Below are 15,644 nucleotides of genomic sequence, written 5' to 3' on the forward strand. Positions count from 1 at the left end.
CATGCGCGTGCTCCTGGTTCGCCTCAATGCCATGGTCAGAGACGGCACTCCATGGCGCGAAGTTGCCGGGTAGAAGAAGGTTGCTCCTACGACAGCGGGAAGTCCGGCGATCTTTTGACCGGGGCGCGCGGCTGGGCGCGACGTCTTGCCGATCGGTAAGGCTTTGTCGCGGGCAGGTCCGCTCCTGCCGCGGAGCCGGCCCGCAGTGCGTGGCTCAGCCTTCGCCGAACAGCTCCGCTTCCAGCGTCATCAGCGGGGCGGCGCCGCTGCGGATCGTGGCTGCGTGAGTCAAGGTGCGCGGCAGGATGCGGGCGAAATAGAAGCGGGCGGTCTCGCGCTTGCTGCGCTTGAAGTCGTCGCCGTGCGCGGAGGCATCGGCCGCTGCCACGCTACGTGCCCACCAATAGGCCAGCACCACATAGCCGGAATAGAACAGGTAGTCGTAACTGGCCGCGCCCAGCTCGTCGGGGTTGCGTGCGGCGCGGTCGAGCACGTCGCGGGTCAGCATGGCCCACTCGCTGGCCTTGTCGCGCAATGGTTTGATGAACTCGGCCAGCGCGGCATTGCCTTCCTGTGCCTTGGCGAAGGTGTCCAGATCGGCCAGGAACAGCTTCAGCCCGGCAGCCTGGCTGGCGGCGGTCTTGCGGCCGATCAGGTCCAGCGCCTGGATGCCGGTGGTGCCTTCGTAGATGGTGGTGATGCGGGCATCGCGCGCCAGTTGCTCCATGCCGTACTCGCGGATATAGCCGTGGCCGCCGAAACACTGCAGTGCGTGGTAGGTGTTCTCGATCGACCACTCGGTCTGGCAGGCCTTGGAGATGGGGGTGAGGAAGCTCACCAGCGTTTCTGCGTCGGCACGTTCCTGCTCGCTGGCGCCGCGGTGGGCCACGTCGACCAGGCTGGCCGCGTGCAGTGCCAGCAGGCGGCTGCCTTCGGTCAAGGCCTTGATGGTCAGCAGCATGCGCCGCACATCCGGGTGCACGATGATCGGGTCGGCCGGCTTGTCGGGCGCCTTGGCGCCGCTGAGTGCACGCGACTGCAGGCGCTCGCGGGTATAGCGCAGCGCATTCTGGTAGGCGCGCTCGGACAGGCCGATCCCCTGCAATCCCACGCTCAGGCGGGCCGTGTTCATCATCGTGAACATGGCCTGCAGCCCCTTGTGCGGCTGACCGACCAGGTAGCCCTGGGCACCCTCGAAATTCATCACGCAGGTCACCGATCCCTTGATGCCCATCTTGTGCTCGATCGAACCGCAATGCAGCGCATTGCGCTCGCCCACCACGCCGTCGCGGCCCACCTTGAACTTGGGGGTGACGAACAGCGAGATGCCCTTGGCGCCGGCGGGGGCGTCGGGCAACTTGGCCAACACCAGATGCACGATGTTGTCGGTGAGGTCGTGCTCGCCGGCGGTGATGAAGATCTTGGTGCCGGTGATGGCGTAGCTGCCGTCCGCGTTGGGCTCGGCGCGGGTCTTGAGCAGGCCGAGGTCGGTGCCGCAGTGCGGCTCGGTCAGGCACATGGTGCCGGTCCAGCGGCCATCGATCAGCGGCTTGAGGAACACCTGCTGTTGCCAGGCCTCGCCATGCTGGCGCAGCGCCTCGGTGGCGCCGTGCGAGAGCAGCGGGAAATTGCCCCAGGCCAGGTTGGCCGAGTTGATCATTTCGTTCAGTGGCACGCCCAGCAGATGCGGCATGCCCTGGCCACCGAACTCCGGCTCTGCGGTCAGCCCGTTCCAGCCGCCTTCGACGAACTGATCGTAGGCGGCGCGGAAGCCTGGCGGCGTGGTCACCGCATGGCTGCCCTTGTCGAACGCGCAGCCGATCTCGTCGCCGACGCTGTTCAGCGGTGCCAGCACCTGGCTGGTGAAACGGCCGGCCTCCTCGAGCACGGCATCGATGATGTCGGCGCTGGCTTCGGTATAGCCGAGCCGGGCGAACAGGGCGTCGGCGCCCAGGACATCGTGCAGGGCGAAGCGGAACTCGGTCAGCGGGGCGGTGTAGCTGCTCATGCGAAATCCTTCGAAGATTGGGGGAGGGCGTGCGCGTCAGCGCAGCACGCCGTCGAGGCCGGGGGCCGGGCTGAGCGTGTTGCGCGACTGCACCGCGAACTCGCGTTGTTTCTTGTCCTGCGGGCTGGCCCATACCGTGCCCTTGAGGGTGTACGGCAGCGAGCGGCCGCCGGCGAGCACGTCGGCGACGGTGATCCGGCCCAGCGAGGTGGGTTGCACGCTGACCGTCACCACATCGGCGGTCTCCGGACCGATCGAGATGCCCACCGTCTGGTCGAGCTTGCCGGCCAATTGATCGCCTGCAGAGATGTCCAGCGCCACGCGTTCGAACTGCATCGGGATGCTGCTGTAGTTCTGCAGGCGCAGGTCGAGCGACCAGGAGCCGTCGGCGCGCACGGTGAGCTGCTGGATGCTGGCGGCCGGCTCGGACACGCGGCGGACCGCGCCGCCGCAGGCGCTCAGCAGCAGGCCGCAGGCCAGCGACACGATCAGGAGACGAGAGACACGACGCATGCGGCGGAATCCTTGGCGGACGAGACGGTGCCAAGAATACTACGCAGTATGGGCATCGCCGCGCGGCCGCCGGGCGGGCCGTGGAGAGTCAGCGCAGCGGTGCGGCCACGATCAGTGGTGACAGGTCGTAGCCCATCTGCGCGGCCTGCGCCTTGAGCTGCTCGAACCGGGCGCGTTCCATCTGCGGCGAACGCGACAGGATCCACAGGTAGTTGCGATCCGGCTCGCCGACCATCGCCCATTGATATTCCGGATCGAGGGCGATCACCCAGTAATCGGCCCACACCAGCGGTAACCAGCTCAGCCACTCGGGCGCGAAACGGACCTGCAACTGGCCGGGGTGGCCTTCGACCGGACGCGCCACTCCGTCGGCCTGGGCCAGCGTGCCGTCGGCGGTGCGGCAGCCATTGCGGACCCCGATCAGCCCATCGTCGCGCAGCGTGTAGCTGGCGGTGATGTCGCTGCGGCACTTCTTCTGGAACGACACCGGCAGGTGCGCGATTTCATGCCACTGCCCGGCATAGCGCGAGATCTCCAGCTGCGTCACCGCGCGCACCGGCTGCTGCGCAAACGCCGCCGATGGCAACAGGACAAGGCACGACAACAGCAGGCGAGGCAGGCGCATGGCGATCTCCGGTGGACGCGCGCAGGCTAGGCCATGGACCCTGCCACGCGGCGTGAACCGGTCCCAGGAATCGGGGCGGAAGGCGGGCGCACAACAAACTTCGTCACAACGCTTGCCCAAAGTGCGGCTGCTCGCTATGATGCGCGTCCTCGCAACGCAGGCAGCATGTTGCGACAGTGGCCGAGTAGCTCAGTTGGTAGAGCAGGGGATTGAAAATCCCCGTGTCGGCGGTTCGATTCCGTCCTCGGCCACCATTTCATCGTCATGCAGCGCAAGTGTATTCGGCCTTGGCGCTGCCTCCCACGCAATTCCCTGCATCGACAGGAGCGTGCTCCCACCTGCGACAACAGGTCGGCGCAGGGTTTGCACGTGGTCTTCAAATGCGCGTGGAGATACTTTTCGGCATGACGCACAAGACCCTTCGACGTACCTTGATCCACGGCTATTGCGGTGAGTTCCGCGTGGAGACGATGGAGAGCCAGGCCCCCGGTCAGACGCTGTGGATGTCGACGGCATTCGTCTACCACCGCGATCGCACCGCGCCGATCGCCACGATCGAGGGTGCAGGCGAGGGCGAGTACCGCGGCGATGCGCGCGAACAGGCACTGAGGGTGGGGTCGTGCCTTGCGGAGTTTCTGGATCCGAAGGAATACCGGGCCTGCGAAACCGCAGGAAGCTGAGCGCCGCGCGTCGCATTGTCCTGGCCGGCCGAACCTCGCTGCGTACAGTCTGCCCACTCGTCGTCATGGCGACAGCATTGCAGGCGTGATGCCGCGGGCCTTCGCAGTGTCGTTTGGCAATCGTGCGTGGACTGATCGGCTCGTTCGCCGCCGGCGTGCCGTTTCGACGTGGCGTGCCGTCAGCGTTGACCGTCGCCTTCCGGCCATGCACGCGCGTGGGGCGCGCACGGCAGCGGCGCGTGTTCATCATGTCCGCGTAGCGATGGGCCGAGGCAGGCGACCTGCGTTTCGGTTGCATCGCCGTGCGGCTGCATACGGGGAACGTGCATGAATGTGAGGGAGCGCATCACCGCCCTCTACTAGACTGACGCCACGGGAACGGTCCCGCGGAGAACAGCACTTGAACGATTCCCGTCACGGACAGCCACGGGCTCCCCATATCAGCGATACCAGCGCTCTGCCCGTGGACGAGCGCCGATCGGATATCTTTTTTGCCGCGGTGGAAACCACGCGGATGCCGATGACGGTCACCGATCCGCACCTGCCGGACAATCCGATCGTGTTCGCCAATCGTGCCTTCCTGGAAATGACCGGTTATTCGGCCGAGGAGATCATCGGCAACAACTGCCGGTTCCTGCAGGGGCCGGACACCGATCCGGCCAGCGTGCAGGACGTGCGCGAGTCCATCGACAACCGCCGCGAATTCGCCACCGAGGTGCTGAACTACCGCAAGGACGGTTCGTCGTTCTGGAATGCGCTGTTCATCTCGCCGGTGTTCGATCAGCAAGGCAACCTGGTGTATTTCTTCGGGTCGCAGCTGGACGTCAGCCGCCGCCGTGATGCCGAGGACGCGCTGCGCCAGGCGCAGAAGATGGAAGCGCTGGGGCAATTGACCGGCGGCATCGCGCACGATTTCAATAATCTGCTGCAGGTGATGTCCGGGCACCTGGAAGTGATCCAGATGATGTCGGGCAAGTGCGGCGGTGCTGCCGATCGGATCGCCTTCAGCGCCGAACACGCGGCGGCCGCTGCAGCCAAGGCGGCCACCCTGACCCAGCAGCTGCTGGCGTTCTCGCGCAAGCAGAAGCTGCGCGGCCGGGTGGTCAACCTCAATGGTCTGGTGGCCGGCATGACCAACATGGCCGAGCGCGCGCTGGGTGGCGGGATCAGCCTGCGGCAGTCGCTGGAGGAGGGCCTGTGGAATTGCCAGATCGATACCACCCAGGCGGAAGTCGCGCTGCTGAACGTGCTGATCAATGCCCGCGATGCGATGGCGAACGCCGAGCGCAAGGAAGTCACCGTGCAGACCCAGAACGTGGAGATCACCAGCCACGATCTGGCCATGTATCACCAGCTGGCGCCCGGCCGTTACGTGAGCATCGCCGTCAGCGATACCGGCGTGGGCATGCCGCCGGAGGTGTCCAGCCGCGTCATGGAACCGTTCTTCACCACCAAGGAAGAGGGCCAGGGCACCGGCCTGGGATTGTCGATGGTGTACGGGTTCGTCAAGCAGTCCGGTGGCACCGTGCGCATCTACAGCGAAGTGGGCGAAGGCACGACCGTGCGGCTGTACTTTCCCGCCTCCGACGAGTTCGAAAACGATCTGCAGGCGGTCAAGGCGCGCGCGATCGACAAAGGCGGCAGCGAGACCATTCTGGTGGTCGAGGACAAGCAGGACGTGGCGGTGGTGGCCAAGATGTTCCTGGAGAGCGCGGGCTACCGCATCCTGTCGGCGTCCAGCGGCCGTGAGGCGATCGAACTGCTGCAGCAGCACCCGGACGTGGACGCCGTGTTCACCGACCTGATCATGCCCGGCGGCATGAACGGGGTGATGCTGGCGCGCGAGGCTCGGCGCATGCTGCCGCGGATCAAGGTGCTGCTGACCACCGGCTATGCCGATGCCAGCATCCAGCGCACCGACGTGGGTGGAGCGGAATTCGACGTGGTCAACAAGCCGTACACGCAGAAGGAATTGCTCAAGCGTATCCGCATGCTGCTGGATGGGCCGACCGGCGTGGGCTGAGCCGGCACTGCCGTGCGGCGGGAAGGTTGCGCTGCGCGCTGCGCTGCACGACATCGCGTGCAGCGCACGATGGCTGGCGAGCGTGCGCGAGGTGTGGGGTCACGGGCCGGACCACGCACTGCTTGCCGAGGGGGCCGTCTGCGCGCAGGACCGGACGTCGGCATGACCGCGAGCGGCATGCGCTGCACAGGGCCTTCGAGCGCATTGCCGTCGATGGTTCGATGCGGTGCCGACGCGCGCCAGGTCAGTTGTGTCTCACGTGATCGCAGGTGGCTGGTACGGCGGCTTGCGATCGGCCCGCTCACCCGCGGGGCATCGAGATCGTGCGGTCATGCGGCAGCCGGGGAAACCCTCGGCGCGTCACGCATCGCCGGCTCCGACCCGCTGCAATCATTCCTCGCCGAGTGGCGCCACGTAGCCTTCGGGTTTGTCGGCGTTGCGCTCGAACAGGAACTTCTGCAGCTCTGCTTCCAGAAAGGCGCGGTGCTTGGGATCGCGCGGAGACAGGCGGTTTTCGTTGATCAGCATGGTCTGATGCGCCAGCCATGCCTGCCAGCCGCTCTTGCCGATGTGCGCGAACACGCGCTGGCCGAGCTCGCCGGGATAGGGCACGAACTCCAGACCTTCGGTATCGCATTGCTGGTACTGGCAGAACACGGTGCGGGACATGCGATTTCCTTCAAAGCGATCAGAGCGTAGCGAGCAGCTTGCGGATCGGTGCGGGCAGGCCTAGCGATGCGAGCTCGGCCTGAGCCACCCAGCGTAGATCGTCATTGTCGCGCACCGCCGCGCGCAGCGCGACCTTGCGGATGCGCAAGGGCTGCAGATGCAGCCGGTAATGGCTGAAGGTGTGCACGATCAGCGGCATTGCGTCGGCGCGGTCGTAGCTGCCATCGACGTGTTCGTCGAACCATGCGCGCATGCCGCGATCGGTCTCGGCCTGCGGCAGCGTCCACAGCGAGGCCCAGATGCCGGTCGGCGGGCGGCGCTGCAGCAGGATCTGCCTGTCGGCGTTCTCCAGCAGCAAGGCGGTGGCTTCGCGCTCGGGCAAGGATTTGCCGGGCTTGGGCGTGGGCAGTGCGTCCACCAGGCCATCGCGCCGCGCCACGCAATCGTCCTGCAGCGGGCACAGCACGCAGGCCGGTCTGGCGCGCGTGCACAGCGTGGCGCCGAAATCCATCTGCGCCTGCGTGTAGTCGGCCAGGCGGCCGGCCGGCACGTGCGCGACATGCGCAATCGCCAGTTGCCACAGCTGTTTTTCGACGACCGGCAGGCCGGGATAGCCGGCAATGCCGTGCAAGCGCGTCAGCACGCGTTTGACGTTGCCGTCCATGATCGCGAAACGGTCGTTCCAGGCCTGGCTGAGGATCGCGCCCGCGGTGCTGCGGCCGATGCCGGGCAACGCGAGCAAGGCATCGATGTCGCGTGGCAGCGTGCCATCGTGCAGGGCGACGCATTGCTTGGCAGCGGCATGCAGATTGCGTGCGCGTGCGTAATAGCCCAGCCCGGCCCAGTGCGCCATCACGGTGTCGTTGTCGGCTGCAGCCAGGTCGGCCAGGGTCGGAAAGCGGGCGACGAACTTCTGGAAATACGGAACGACCACCGCGACCTGGGTCTGCTGCAGCATGATTTCCGACAGCCACACCCGGTATGGCGTGCGCGGATGTTGCCAGGGCAGATCGTGGCGACCGTGGTCGTCGAACCAGTGCAGCAGGCGATCGACAAAGGCGTCGGCAGTGGGAGCGGCTTGATCGGCTGGCATGGGGTCTGCTGGCTGGGACGGGAGGAAGAGCGGCGAACAGAACGTAGCAAGCAGTCGTCAGGCGGGAGTTGACGGCGCGGAGCAACCGCAGTGTACGAGTGGTCCATGCCGATTCCGAGCAGCGGCCGCGCCCGCCCGGTGAACGCAGTCGTTCTGTTGGCCTCTGAGGCGTGCTCAGGAGCGACAGCGAAAGCGCAAGACCCAACGATCGCGCACCTCGGCGGCCATCATGGTCTGCCCGACCACGTCGCGGAGGGCGCCCTTCTCGCACAACGATCCCAGCGCACCGGCAGCGTGATCGCGCCGCGTGGCCCGATATGCCGAGCCACGACGATGTCGTGGCGCCGCCTCGCCGTATCCCCCGATGCCCATCACGCGCGCAGCCCGCCCGACGTGACGGCAGTGGTGCGGTTGCGCGGATTGCGGCCGCTGCTCCGGGTCCCGGGTCCCGGGTCCCGGCTTTCGATCAGCCGCCCAGGGCTTCCGGCAGCAAGGCGTCGACGAACGCGACCGGGTCGAACACGCGCAGATCTTCCGGGCGCTCGCCGATGCCGGCGAAGCGGATCGGAATGCCGAATTCGCGGGCGAGCGCGAACACCACACCCCCCTTGGCAGTGCCATCGAGCTTGGTCACCACCAGGCCGGTGACGCCGACCGCCGCATGGAACTGGCGCAGCTGCGAGATGGCGTTCTGACCGGTGGTGCCGTCGATCACCATCAGCACTTCGTGCGGGGCGGCGGCGTCGATCTTGCCGAGCACGCGGCGGATCTTGCCCAGCTCGTTCATCAGCCCGGTCTGGGTGTGCAGGCGTCCGGCGGTGTCGGCGATCAAGACGTCGGTGCTGCGCGCCTTGGCCGCCTGCAGGGCATCGAAGGCCACCGACGCGGCGTCGGCATTCTGGCCCTGCGCGATCACGGCCACGCCATTGCGGTCGCCCCAGGCCTGCAGCTGCGCCACTGCGGCGGCGCGGAAGGTGTCGCCGGCAGCCAGCATCAGGCTATTGCCCTCGTCCTTGAAGCGTTTGGCCAGCTTGCCGATGGTAGTGGTCTTGCCGACGCCATTGACGCCGACGGTGAGTACCACGAACGGCTTGAGCGAGCGGTCGATGACCAGCGGCTTGGAGACCGGCTGCAGCAGCGCGATGAGGTCGGTGCGCAAGGCCTTGAACAGCGCCTGTGCGTCGGCGAATTCGCGCGACTTCATGCGCTTGCGCAGGCCTTCGACCAGGGCGGTGGTGGCGCCGATACCGACGTCGGCGGTGATCAGCGCGGTTTCGATCTCGTCGAGCAGGTCGTCGTCGAGCTTGGGATTGCGCGAGAACAGGCCGCCGAAGCTGCGTGCGAAGCTGCTGTTGCGCAGACGCTCGCGCCAGCCGGGTTTGCCGGCCGCCGCCGCAGGCAGTGCGTCGCGCGCGCCGGCGCCGTTGTCGGTGTCCTGAAGGGACGGCGCCGGGCTGCTGACGATGGCCGGGGCAGTGACCGCCGGCGTCGCGCCTGCAGCGGGCGCGGCGGCTGGCGATGCCAATGGATCTGGTGCGGCGGCTGGCGGCACGATGGCCGGCGGTGCCGTGACCGGTGGGATGGCAGCGGGCGGGGCAGGCGCCAGGAGCGGCGGAGCGGGCTCTGCCGGCTGCACCGGCGCGCCGGCCGCCGGTGCTGCGTCCGTGGGCGGCGGCGCAGCCGCGTGGCCCGGGATCACGACCGGTGCAACCACCACCGGCGTCGGCGCACTGGTCGGGGCGGTCGGTGCAGGATCCGGCAGTGCCTGCAGGGCAGACGGTGCGGGCGTGGCCGCGGGGGGCGGTGCGCTCGGTACGGCGGCGACGCTTTGTGCCTGGCCGGTGCGCGCGGCGATGTCGCGGGCCAACTGATCGGCTGGCGTGGCTGCCGGCGCAGCGGTGGAGTGCGCCGGAGGAGCGGGTGTCTCGCTGGCCGCCGGGACAGGTGCGGGGGCGGGCTGTGCAGCCGGCGCTGTGCCGGGTTGCGCAGGGGGCGGCGTGGCTTCGGCAGGCGCGGTGGGGAATGCGGCTGCCAGTTCTTCCAGGCTGTAACGCGAGGTGCGCGCGCTGTCGGGCGAAGTTGGCTTGTTGCGGCGGAAAAAGCTGGCCATTGGCAACGCAGTGGGGGAAACCCGGGAGTCTACCATCCGGGTGTCGGCCGACCCTGACGCGATCGTCGCCACGCCCGGTCGCAGGCTCTGGAGGCGCCCCTCGCCGATGTCGGCCATGCTGCCGAATTCTGCATTTGTGGCAGCGTGTGTCAGGGGGCTTGCGGCAGACTGGCAGCGGCAAGCGCGCGGTTATGCCGGCGCCGCCGGGTCGCAACGGGCATAGGGGACCGGGGGAGCGCGCGCAGCCGCCATGCCTGGGCGGTCTGCGCGTGCGCTTACAACTGGCCCTTGAGCGCGCGGTAATCGCGCGGTGTCATGCCCACGGTGGCCTTGAACTGGCGCGCGAATGCGCTCTGGTCGGCGAAGCCGCAGCGCTGGCCGATGCTGGCGATGCTGTCGTCGCCGTACAGCAGCCGCATCGCCGATTCGATACGCAGCTTGGTCAGCAATTGCTGCGGAGTGACCTGGAACACGCGGCGGAAATGCCGCTCCAGCTGCGCCACCGACAGCCCGGCCAGATCGGCCAATGCCTGCACGCGCAGGTTGTCGCCGAAGTTGTTCTGCATGTGATCCATCACCTGGCTCAGGCGTTCGTAGGCCGAGTGACGGCTGTCGGGCTGGCCCAGGTCGCGCGAGATGCCGACCACGCCGATCACCTCGTTGGCCTCGCACAACGGGCGCTTGAAGGTCAGGCACCAGCCGGGCAGCCGGTTGGGGTACAGATGCACTTCCAGCTGGTTGTCGATGAGCTCGCCAAGCAGCACGCGGCGGTCCTGCATCATGTAGCTGCCGCCCAGCGGCAACGGAAACACTTCCAGTGGCGACTGGCCGATGATCTCGCTGCGCAGCTTGCGCCCGAGCCGACGCACCAGGGTGAGGTTGCAATGGGTGTAGCGGCCCTGCCCATCCTTGATGAAGAACACCACGTCCGGCAGCGCGTCGAACAGCGTCTGCATTTCCAGCGCGGGAAGATTGAGGTCCATCGGGGTCATGGTGGCGATCGCAGATTGACGGCCGCACGACAGGTGCGACCGGTCACCGATCCTAACGTAAACGCGCGGTCGCGGAACGCGACGGACATTATGCGGATTTCCGCATTTTCACTTCGCATTGCACGCTAGTCGCTCGCGGGTCGGCAGTGGGAGCATGGGGCATGCACATACTCGACGTCATCGACTCGCATACCGCAGGCGAACCCACCCGGGTGGTGCTCGCCGGTTTTCCCGATCTGGGCACTGGCGACCTGGCGCAGCGCCGCGAACGCTTCGCCCGCGGGTTCGATCGCTGGCGCAGCGCCATCGCCTGCGAGCCGCGCGGTTCGGACACCATGGTCGGCGCGCTGTTGCTGCCGCCAAGCGACCCGGGCGCCTGCGCCGGGGTGATCTTCTTCAATAACGTGGGCTATCTGGGAATGTGTGGCCACGGCACCATCGGCGTGGTGCGTACCCTGGCCGAGCTGGGGCGCATCGCGCCCGGCCAGCACCGCATCGAAACCCCGGTCGGCACCGTGGGGGTGGAGCTGGCCGCCGACGGCACGGTGTGGGTGGACAACGTCGAGAGTTACCGTCTGGCCGCTGGCGTGGAAGTGGAGGTGCCGGGGTACGGGCGGGTGCGTGGCGATGTGGCCTGGGGCGGCAACTGGTTCTTCATCACCGAACAGGCGCCGTGCGTGCTGGACCTGGCGCATCAGCGCGAGCTGACCGCTTACACCGAAGCGGTCCGGCTGGCCTTGCAGGCAGCCGGCATCACCGGCGAGGCGGGGGGCGAGATCGACCATATCGAGGTCAATGGGCTCGCTCCGGACGGCTCGGGCGTGGCGCGCAATTTCGTGCTGTGCCCGGGGCTGGCCTACGACCGCTCACCCTGCGGCACCGGCACCAGCGCCAAGCTGGCCTGCCTGGCCGCCGACGGCAAGCTGGACGAAGGCGAGCGCTGGGTGCAGCAGGGCATTCTGGGCAGCGCCTTCGAAGGCAGCTACCGCCTGAGCGGGCGCGGCATTGCGCCGCGCATTAGCGGACGGGCGTACATCACCGCGCGCTCGCAGCTGGTCATCGACCCGGCCGATCCGTTCGCCTGGGGCATCGTGGCCTGATGGAGGCCGTGCGGCCCACGCCGGTGGTTGCGTCGGCCACGCCGTCGGCAGTTGCGGTGTCTGCGGCGATGTCCGGGGCGTCCGTGGGGCAGCCTGCGTCGACCTCCGCGCCGGCAGTAGGCGTCGCTCCCACATCCTCATCCGCTTCTTCGGCCGCTTCCACGCGACGCAGCTACGACCTGATCGTGATCGGCGCCGGCATCGTCGGTGCCGCCTGCGCCGAGGCCGCCGCGAGCGAGGGCTTGCGGGTGGCGATCGTCGAGCCGGGGCCGATCGGGGGCGGCTCCACGGCAGCGGCGATGGGGCATCTGGTGGCGATGGACGACGATCCGGCCGAGCTGGCGTTGTCGGCGTATTCGCTGCGTCTTTGGGAGCGCTTCGCGCACCTCGAGGACGCCGAGTTCAGCCGTTGCGGCACGCTGTGGGTGGCGCGCGATGCACGCGAACTGGCGGCGGTGCCGGCCAAGATCGCCCGGCTGGCGGACGCCGGACTGCAGGCGCAGGCCGTCGATACGCAGCAGCTGTACGCTTTGGAGCCGCAGTTGGCACCCGGTCTGGCCGGCGGCATGCGGGTACCGGACGAAGCCGTGGTGTATCCACCGCGGGTGGCGCGGCATCTGGTGGGCCTGGCCTGCAGCGCGGGCGCGCGGTTGTTCGCCGGCCGCCGCGTGGCGCAGTTGCAGGAACACGCGGTGCGTCTGGACGATGGGCAGGTGCTCGCCGGGCCGGTGCTGGTGGCCAGTGGGGTGGCGCTGCCGCAGCTGTTGCCCGAGCTGCCCCTGCGCCCGCGCAAGGGCCACCTGGTCATCACCGATCGCCATCCCGGCCTGATCCGGCATCAATTGCTGGAACTGGGCTATGCCGATTCGGCGCATGGGGCCGACGCCACCAGCGTGGCCTTCAATGTGCAGCCGCGGCCGACCGGGCAGATCCTGATCGGTTCCTCGCGGCAGTTCGGCGACCCCGATCGTGCGCTGTCGATGCCGGTGCTGCAGCGGATGTTGCAGCGGGCCTTCGCCTACCTGCCGGTGCTGCGCGAACTGCAGGCGATCCGCGTGTGGACCGGTCTGCGTCCAGCCACGCCCGACGGGCGGCCGTATCTTGGGGCGGTGCCCGGCCGGCGCGATGTGTGGGTGGCGGCGGGACACGAGGGACTGGGCGTCACCACGGCGCTGGGGAGCGCACGGGTGATCGTGGACAGCCTGCTCGGGCGCACGCCGGTCATCGACCCGACGCCTTACGCGCCGGTGCGGGCGCTGCAGGGGCAGCTGGCATGAGCGCGACCACGGTGCGCCTGCAGGTGGATGCGCAGCCGGTGGAGGTGCCGGCTGGCGCCAGCGTGGCGGCCGCGGTGGCGCAGGCCACGCTGCAGTTTCGTCGGTCCAGCGGCGGGCAACCGCGCGCACCGCTCTGCGGCATGGGCGTGTGTTTCGAATGCCGGGTGCGGATCGACGGGATCGGCCAGCAGCGCGCCTGCCTGGTGGAGGCGCGTGATGGCATGCAGGTGCGCACCGATGGCTGATCCGGTCCAGCGCTTCGACGTGTTGGTGATCGGTGCCGGTCCGGCCGGACTGGCCGCAGCGCGAGCGGCTGCCGGCCATGGCGCGCGCGTGGGCGTGGTGGACATGCAGCCGCGCGCGGGCGGCCAGGTGTGGCGCCGCGATGTGCGCTACGGCGCACCGCATGCGGCGCGCGCGTTGTTGCGGCAGGTGTGCGACAACGCCGCGATCACGCTGCTGACACAGACCCAGATCGTGCTGGCGCAGCCGGGCTGGCTGCTGGCCGACGGCCCGGGGGGCGCGCTGCAATTGCATTACGCCGCGTTGGTGCTGGCGACCGGCGCGCGCGAGCTGCTGCTGCCGTTTCCGGGATGGACCCTGCCCGGCGTCACCGGCGCGGGCGCGGCGCAGGCCTTGGCCAAACAGGGCTGGCCGCTGGCCGGCAAGCGGGTGCTGGTGGCCGGGAGCGGCCCCTTGCTGCTGGCCAGCGCGGCCACCTTGCAGCGGCATGGCGCGCAGGTGCTCGGCATTCACGAACAGAGCTCGGCCGCCGCGTTGCGCCGGTTCGCGCTGCAGTTGTGGCGCTGGCCGGGCAAGGCGGCGCAGGCGGCCGCCTTGCGCCTGCAGCTGCGCGCGGTGGCGTACCGCGCCGGCAGCATCGTCGTTGCCGCACATGGCGACACGCACCTGCGCGAAGTGGAACTCGACGGGCCTGCCGGCCGTACGCGCATCGCCTGCGACCAATTGTCGGTGGGCTATGGCCTGGTGCCCAACGTCGAGCTTGCGCAATTGCTGGGCTGCCAGTTGCAGGCGTGCGGCGCGCACCAGCAGGTGCAGGTGGATGCACTGCTGCGCACCAGCGTCGTGCAGGTATTCGCCGCTGGCGAAGCCTGCGGGATCGGTGGACGCGACTGCGCGTTGGTCGAGGGCGCCATGGCCGGGCATATGGCGGCCGATGCGCCGGAGCATGCGCTACGCCTGCAGGCACGTCGACACACGGCGCGCGCCTTCGCTGCGTTGTTGCAGCGGCAGTTCGCCCTGGACCGGCGCATCCATGCGCTGGCGCAGGCCGATACGCTGGTCTGCCGTTGCGAAGACGTGCCGCTGGGCGCGCTGGACAACTTCAACGATGCGCGCGACGCCAAGCTGGCTTCGCGTTGCGGCATGGGCGCCTGCCAGGGCCGCATCTGCGGCACTGCACTGACCGAATTGGGCCGTTGCCTGCCTGCGCTTTCCACCGATGCCGGCCGCCGGCCGCCGTTGTTCCCGGTCCGCCTCGCGGCGCTGGCCGACTCCTTCACTTCCGACTCGCAAGGGAATCTTCCATGAGCATTGCTGCGTTCTGGCACGGCGTATTGCCGGCCATCACCACCCCTTTCACCGCCGATGGCGCGATCGACCACGACTTCCTGGGCAAGCACGCCAACCAGCTGGTGGATGCCGGCTGCACCGCGATCGTGCCGCTGGGCTCGTTGGGCGAGGCGGCCACCTTGAGCGTGGACGACAAGCTGGCCATCCTGCGCACGCTGGTGGCGGCATTGAACGGCCGCGTGCCGGTGGTGCCGGGCATCGCCAGCCTGGCCACCGGCGAGGCGGTGGCGCTGGCCAAGGCGGCCAAGGAGATCGGCTGCGGCGGCTTGATGGTGCTGCCGCCGTACGTGTACTCCACCGACTGGCGTGAGATGGGCGCGCATGTGCGTGCGGTGATCGGCGCAACCGACCTGCCGGTGATCCTGTACAACAATCCGGTGGCCTACAAGACCGACTTCGGCCCGGCGCAGATCGCCGAGCTGGCCGGCGAATTCCCGAACCTGCAGGCAGTGAAGGAATCCTCCGGCGACGTGCGCCGCTTCGCCGCACTGCAGGAATTGCTGGGCGATCGTCTGGCGCTGCTGGTGGGCATGGACGATGCCATCGTCGAAGGCCTGAGCATGGGTGCCAAGGGCTGGATCGCCGGCCTGGTCAATGCGTATCCGGAGGAATCGGTGCGCCTGTTCGAACTGGCCCGCGATGGCGGTTACCCCGCCGCCAGGGAGCTGTACAACTGGTTCCTGCCGTTGCTGCGCCTGGATACCGTGCCCACCTTCGTGCAGTTGATCAAGCTGGTGCAGGCGAAAGTGGGCATGGGCAGCGAACATGTGCGCGCGCCCCGGTTGGTGGTGGCCGGTGCCGAACGCGAGGCGGCGTTGAAGGTGATCGACCACGCCATCGCGCATGCGCCCAGGCTGGCGTGAGCGCGCAGCCAACACGACGCTGCGCGATGCCACGCGCTGTCGGCAGGTGGCGTCGGGGCGCCGCTGCCTGCACGGTGGCCGCATGGTGATCGCCATGG

The 15,644-nt window shown here is 68.5% G+C and carries 14 protein-coding genes, 1 tRNA gene and 1 other RNA gene; 8 read left to right on the plus strand and 8 right to left on the minus strand.

Annotation, left to right across the window (positions count from 1 at the left end):
• Positions 1 to 214: 214 nt before the first annotated feature.
• The 3 genes from LL962_RS15035 to LL962_RS15045 all read right to left on the minus strand — a co-directional run bounded on the left by LL962_RS15035 (position 215) and on the right by LL962_RS15045 (position 3,146).
• Complete coding sequence (locus LL962_RS15035; RefSeq protein ID WP_228317491.1) at positions 215 to 2,008, minus strand: acyl-CoA dehydrogenase C-terminal domain-containing protein; 1,794 nt, start codon at positions 2,006 to 2,008, stop codon at positions 215 to 217.
• 36 nt (positions 2,009 to 2,044) lie between these two features.
• Complete coding sequence (locus tag LL962_RS15040) at positions 2,045 to 2,521, minus strand: LEA type 2 family protein (protein ID WP_104587546.1); 477 nt, start codon at positions 2,519 to 2,521, stop codon at positions 2,045 to 2,047.
• A gap of 88 nt (positions 2,522 to 2,609) precedes the next feature.
• Positions 2,610 to 3,146: a lipocalin family protein gene (locus LL962_RS15045; protein ID WP_228317492.1), complete on the minus strand. Its 537-nt coding sequence runs from the start codon at positions 3,144 to 3,146 to the stop codon at positions 2,610 to 2,612.
• Between the two features lie 178 nt (positions 3,147 to 3,324).
• Between LL962_RS15045 and LL962_RS15050 the strand changes: the two genes are divergently transcribed.
• The 3 genes from LL962_RS15050 (at position 3,325) to LL962_RS15060 (ending at position 5,849) form a co-directional block, all read left to right on the plus strand.
• Positions 3,325 to 3,400, plus strand: a tRNA-Phe gene (locus tag LL962_RS15050).
• A gap of 150 nt (positions 3,401 to 3,550) precedes the next feature.
• On the plus strand, positions 3,551 to 3,826 hold the full coding sequence (locus tag LL962_RS15055; protein WP_104587639.1) for a hypothetical protein: 276 nt from the start codon (positions 3,551 to 3,553) through the stop codon (positions 3,824 to 3,826).
• Positions 3,827 to 4,226: 400 nt separating this feature from the next.
• On the plus strand, positions 4,227 to 5,849 hold the full coding sequence (locus LL962_RS15060) for a hybrid sensor histidine kinase/response regulator (protein ID WP_228317493.1): 1,623 nt from the start codon (positions 4,227 to 4,229) through the stop codon (positions 5,847 to 5,849).
• A 390-nt stretch (positions 5,850 to 6,239) separates the two neighbouring features.
• Here LL962_RS15060 and LL962_RS15065 read toward each other — a convergent pair whose 3' ends face one another.
• The 5 genes from LL962_RS15065 to LL962_RS15085 all read right to left on the minus strand — a co-directional run bounded on the left by LL962_RS15065 (position 6,240) and on the right by LL962_RS15085 (position 10,713).
• Positions 6,240 to 6,518: an oxidative damage protection protein gene (locus LL962_RS15065; protein ID WP_104587491.1), complete on the minus strand. Its 279-nt coding sequence runs from the start codon at positions 6,516 to 6,518 to the stop codon at positions 6,240 to 6,242.
• A 19-nt stretch (positions 6,519 to 6,537) separates the two neighbouring features.
• Positions 6,538 to 7,611, minus strand: a complete 1,074-nt coding sequence (mutY, locus tag LL962_RS15070; protein ID WP_228317494.1) for an A/G-specific adenine glycosylase — start codon at positions 7,609 to 7,611, stop codon at positions 6,538 to 6,540.
• A 31-nt stretch (positions 7,612 to 7,642) separates the two neighbouring features.
• Positions 7,643 to 7,718: non-coding RNA, sX9 sRNA (locus tag LL962_RS15075), on the minus strand.
• Between the two features lie 359 nt (positions 7,719 to 8,077).
• Positions 8,078 to 9,721, minus strand: a complete 1,644-nt coding sequence (ftsY, locus tag LL962_RS15080; protein WP_228317495.1) for a signal recognition particle-docking protein FtsY — start codon at positions 9,719 to 9,721, stop codon at positions 8,078 to 8,080.
• A 275-nt stretch (positions 9,722 to 9,996) separates the two neighbouring features.
• Positions 9,997 to 10,713, minus strand: a complete 717-nt coding sequence (locus LL962_RS15085; protein WP_228317496.1) for an AraC family transcriptional regulator — start codon at positions 10,711 to 10,713, stop codon at positions 9,997 to 9,999.
• A gap of 161 nt (positions 10,714 to 10,874) precedes the next feature.
• Here LL962_RS15085 and LL962_RS15090 point away from each other — a divergent pair, with 161 nt between their 5' ends.
• The 5 genes from LL962_RS15090 to LL962_RS15110 are packed head-to-tail and all read left to right on the plus strand — an operon-like array spanning position 10,875 to position 15,546.
• Positions 10,875 to 11,813, plus strand: a complete 939-nt coding sequence (locus LL962_RS15090; RefSeq protein ID WP_104587487.1) for a proline racemase family protein — start codon at positions 10,875 to 10,877, stop codon at positions 11,811 to 11,813.
• The gene (locus tag LL962_RS15095; protein WP_228317497.1) at positions 11,813 to 13,090 is read left to right on the plus strand and encodes an NAD(P)/FAD-dependent oxidoreductase; all 1,278 of its coding nucleotides are present in this window, start codon (positions 11,813 to 11,815) and stop codon (positions 13,088 to 13,090) included. Before LL962_RS15090 ends, LL962_RS15095 begins: the two co-directional genes overlap by 1 nt.
• The gene (locus LL962_RS15100) at positions 13,087 to 13,335 is read left to right on the plus strand and encodes a 2Fe-2S iron-sulfur cluster-binding protein (RefSeq protein WP_104587485.1); all 249 of its coding nucleotides are present in this window, start codon (positions 13,087 to 13,089) and stop codon (positions 13,333 to 13,335) included. Before LL962_RS15095 ends, LL962_RS15100 begins: the two co-directional genes overlap by 4 nt.
• A complete protein-coding gene (locus tag LL962_RS15105) occupies positions 13,328 to 14,641 on the plus strand; it encodes an NAD(P)/FAD-dependent oxidoreductase (protein ID WP_228317498.1) in 1,314 nt (437 codons plus the stop codon). Before LL962_RS15100 ends, LL962_RS15105 begins: the two co-directional genes overlap by 8 nt.
• Positions 14,638 to 15,546: a dihydrodipicolinate synthase family protein gene (locus LL962_RS15110; RefSeq protein WP_104587483.1), complete on the plus strand. Its 909-nt coding sequence runs from the start codon at positions 14,638 to 14,640 to the stop codon at positions 15,544 to 15,546. The genes LL962_RS15105 and LL962_RS15110 overlap by 4 nt, the downstream gene beginning before the upstream one ends.
• The last annotated feature ends 98 nt before the right edge of the window (positions 15,547 to 15,644 follow it).

It is taken from the genome of Xanthomonas sp. NCPPB 1067, from assembly GCF_020783795.1.
Taxonomy (GTDB): Bacteria; Pseudomonadota; Gammaproteobacteria; order Xanthomonadales; family Xanthomonadaceae; genus Xanthomonas; species Xanthomonas melonis.

What these genes read in the sequence shown, in the direction of transcription:
- LL962_RS15040 (WP_104587546.1), bottom strand. Translation starts at nt 2,521, where the DNA reads ATGCGTCGTGTCTCTCGTCTCCTGATCGTGTCGCTGGCCTGCGGCCTG.
- LL962_RS15100 (WP_104587485.1), top strand. Translation starts at nt 13,087, where the DNA reads ATGAGCGCGACCACGGTGCGCCTGCAGGTGGATGCGCAGCCGGTGGAG.
- ftsY (WP_228317495.1), bottom strand. Translation starts at nt 9,721, where the DNA reads ATGGCCAGCTTTTTCCGCCGCAACAAGCCAACTTCGCCCGACAGCGCG.
- LL962_RS15090 (WP_104587487.1), top strand. Translation starts at nt 10,875, where the DNA reads ATGCACATACTCGACGTCATCGACTCGCATACCGCAGGCGAACCCACC.
- LL962_RS15055 (WP_104587639.1), top strand. Translation starts at nt 3,551, where the DNA reads ATGACGCACAAGACCCTTCGACGTACCTTGATCCACGGCTATTGCGGT.
- LL962_RS15035 (WP_228317491.1), bottom strand. Translation starts at nt 2,008, where the DNA reads ATGAGCAGCTACACCGCCCCGCTGACCGAGTTCCGCTTCGCCCTGCAC.
- LL962_RS15110 (WP_104587483.1), top strand. Translation starts at nt 14,638, where the DNA reads ATGAGCATTGCTGCGTTCTGGCACGGCGTATTGCCGGCCATCACCACC.
- LL962_RS15065 (WP_104587491.1), bottom strand. Translation starts at nt 6,518, where the DNA reads ATGTCCCGCACCGTGTTCTGCCAGTACCAGCAATGCGATACCGAAGGT.
- LL962_RS15095 (WP_228317497.1), top strand. Translation starts at nt 11,813, where the DNA reads ATGGAGGCCGTGCGGCCCACGCCGGTGGTTGCGTCGGCCACGCCGTCG.
- LL962_RS15105 (WP_228317498.1), top strand. Translation starts at nt 13,328, where the DNA reads ATGGCTGATCCGGTCCAGCGCTTCGACGTGTTGGTGATCGGTGCCGGT.
- LL962_RS15045 (WP_228317492.1), bottom strand. Translation starts at nt 3,146, where the DNA reads ATGCGCCTGCCTCGCCTGCTGTTGTCGTGCCTTGTCCTGTTGCCATCG.
- LL962_RS15085 (WP_228317496.1), bottom strand. Translation starts at nt 10,713, where the DNA reads ATGACCCCGATGGACCTCAATCTTCCCGCGCTGGAAATGCAGACGCTG.
- mutY (WP_228317494.1), bottom strand. Translation starts at nt 7,611, where the DNA reads ATGCCAGCCGATCAAGCCGCTCCCACTGCCGACGCCTTTGTCGATCGC.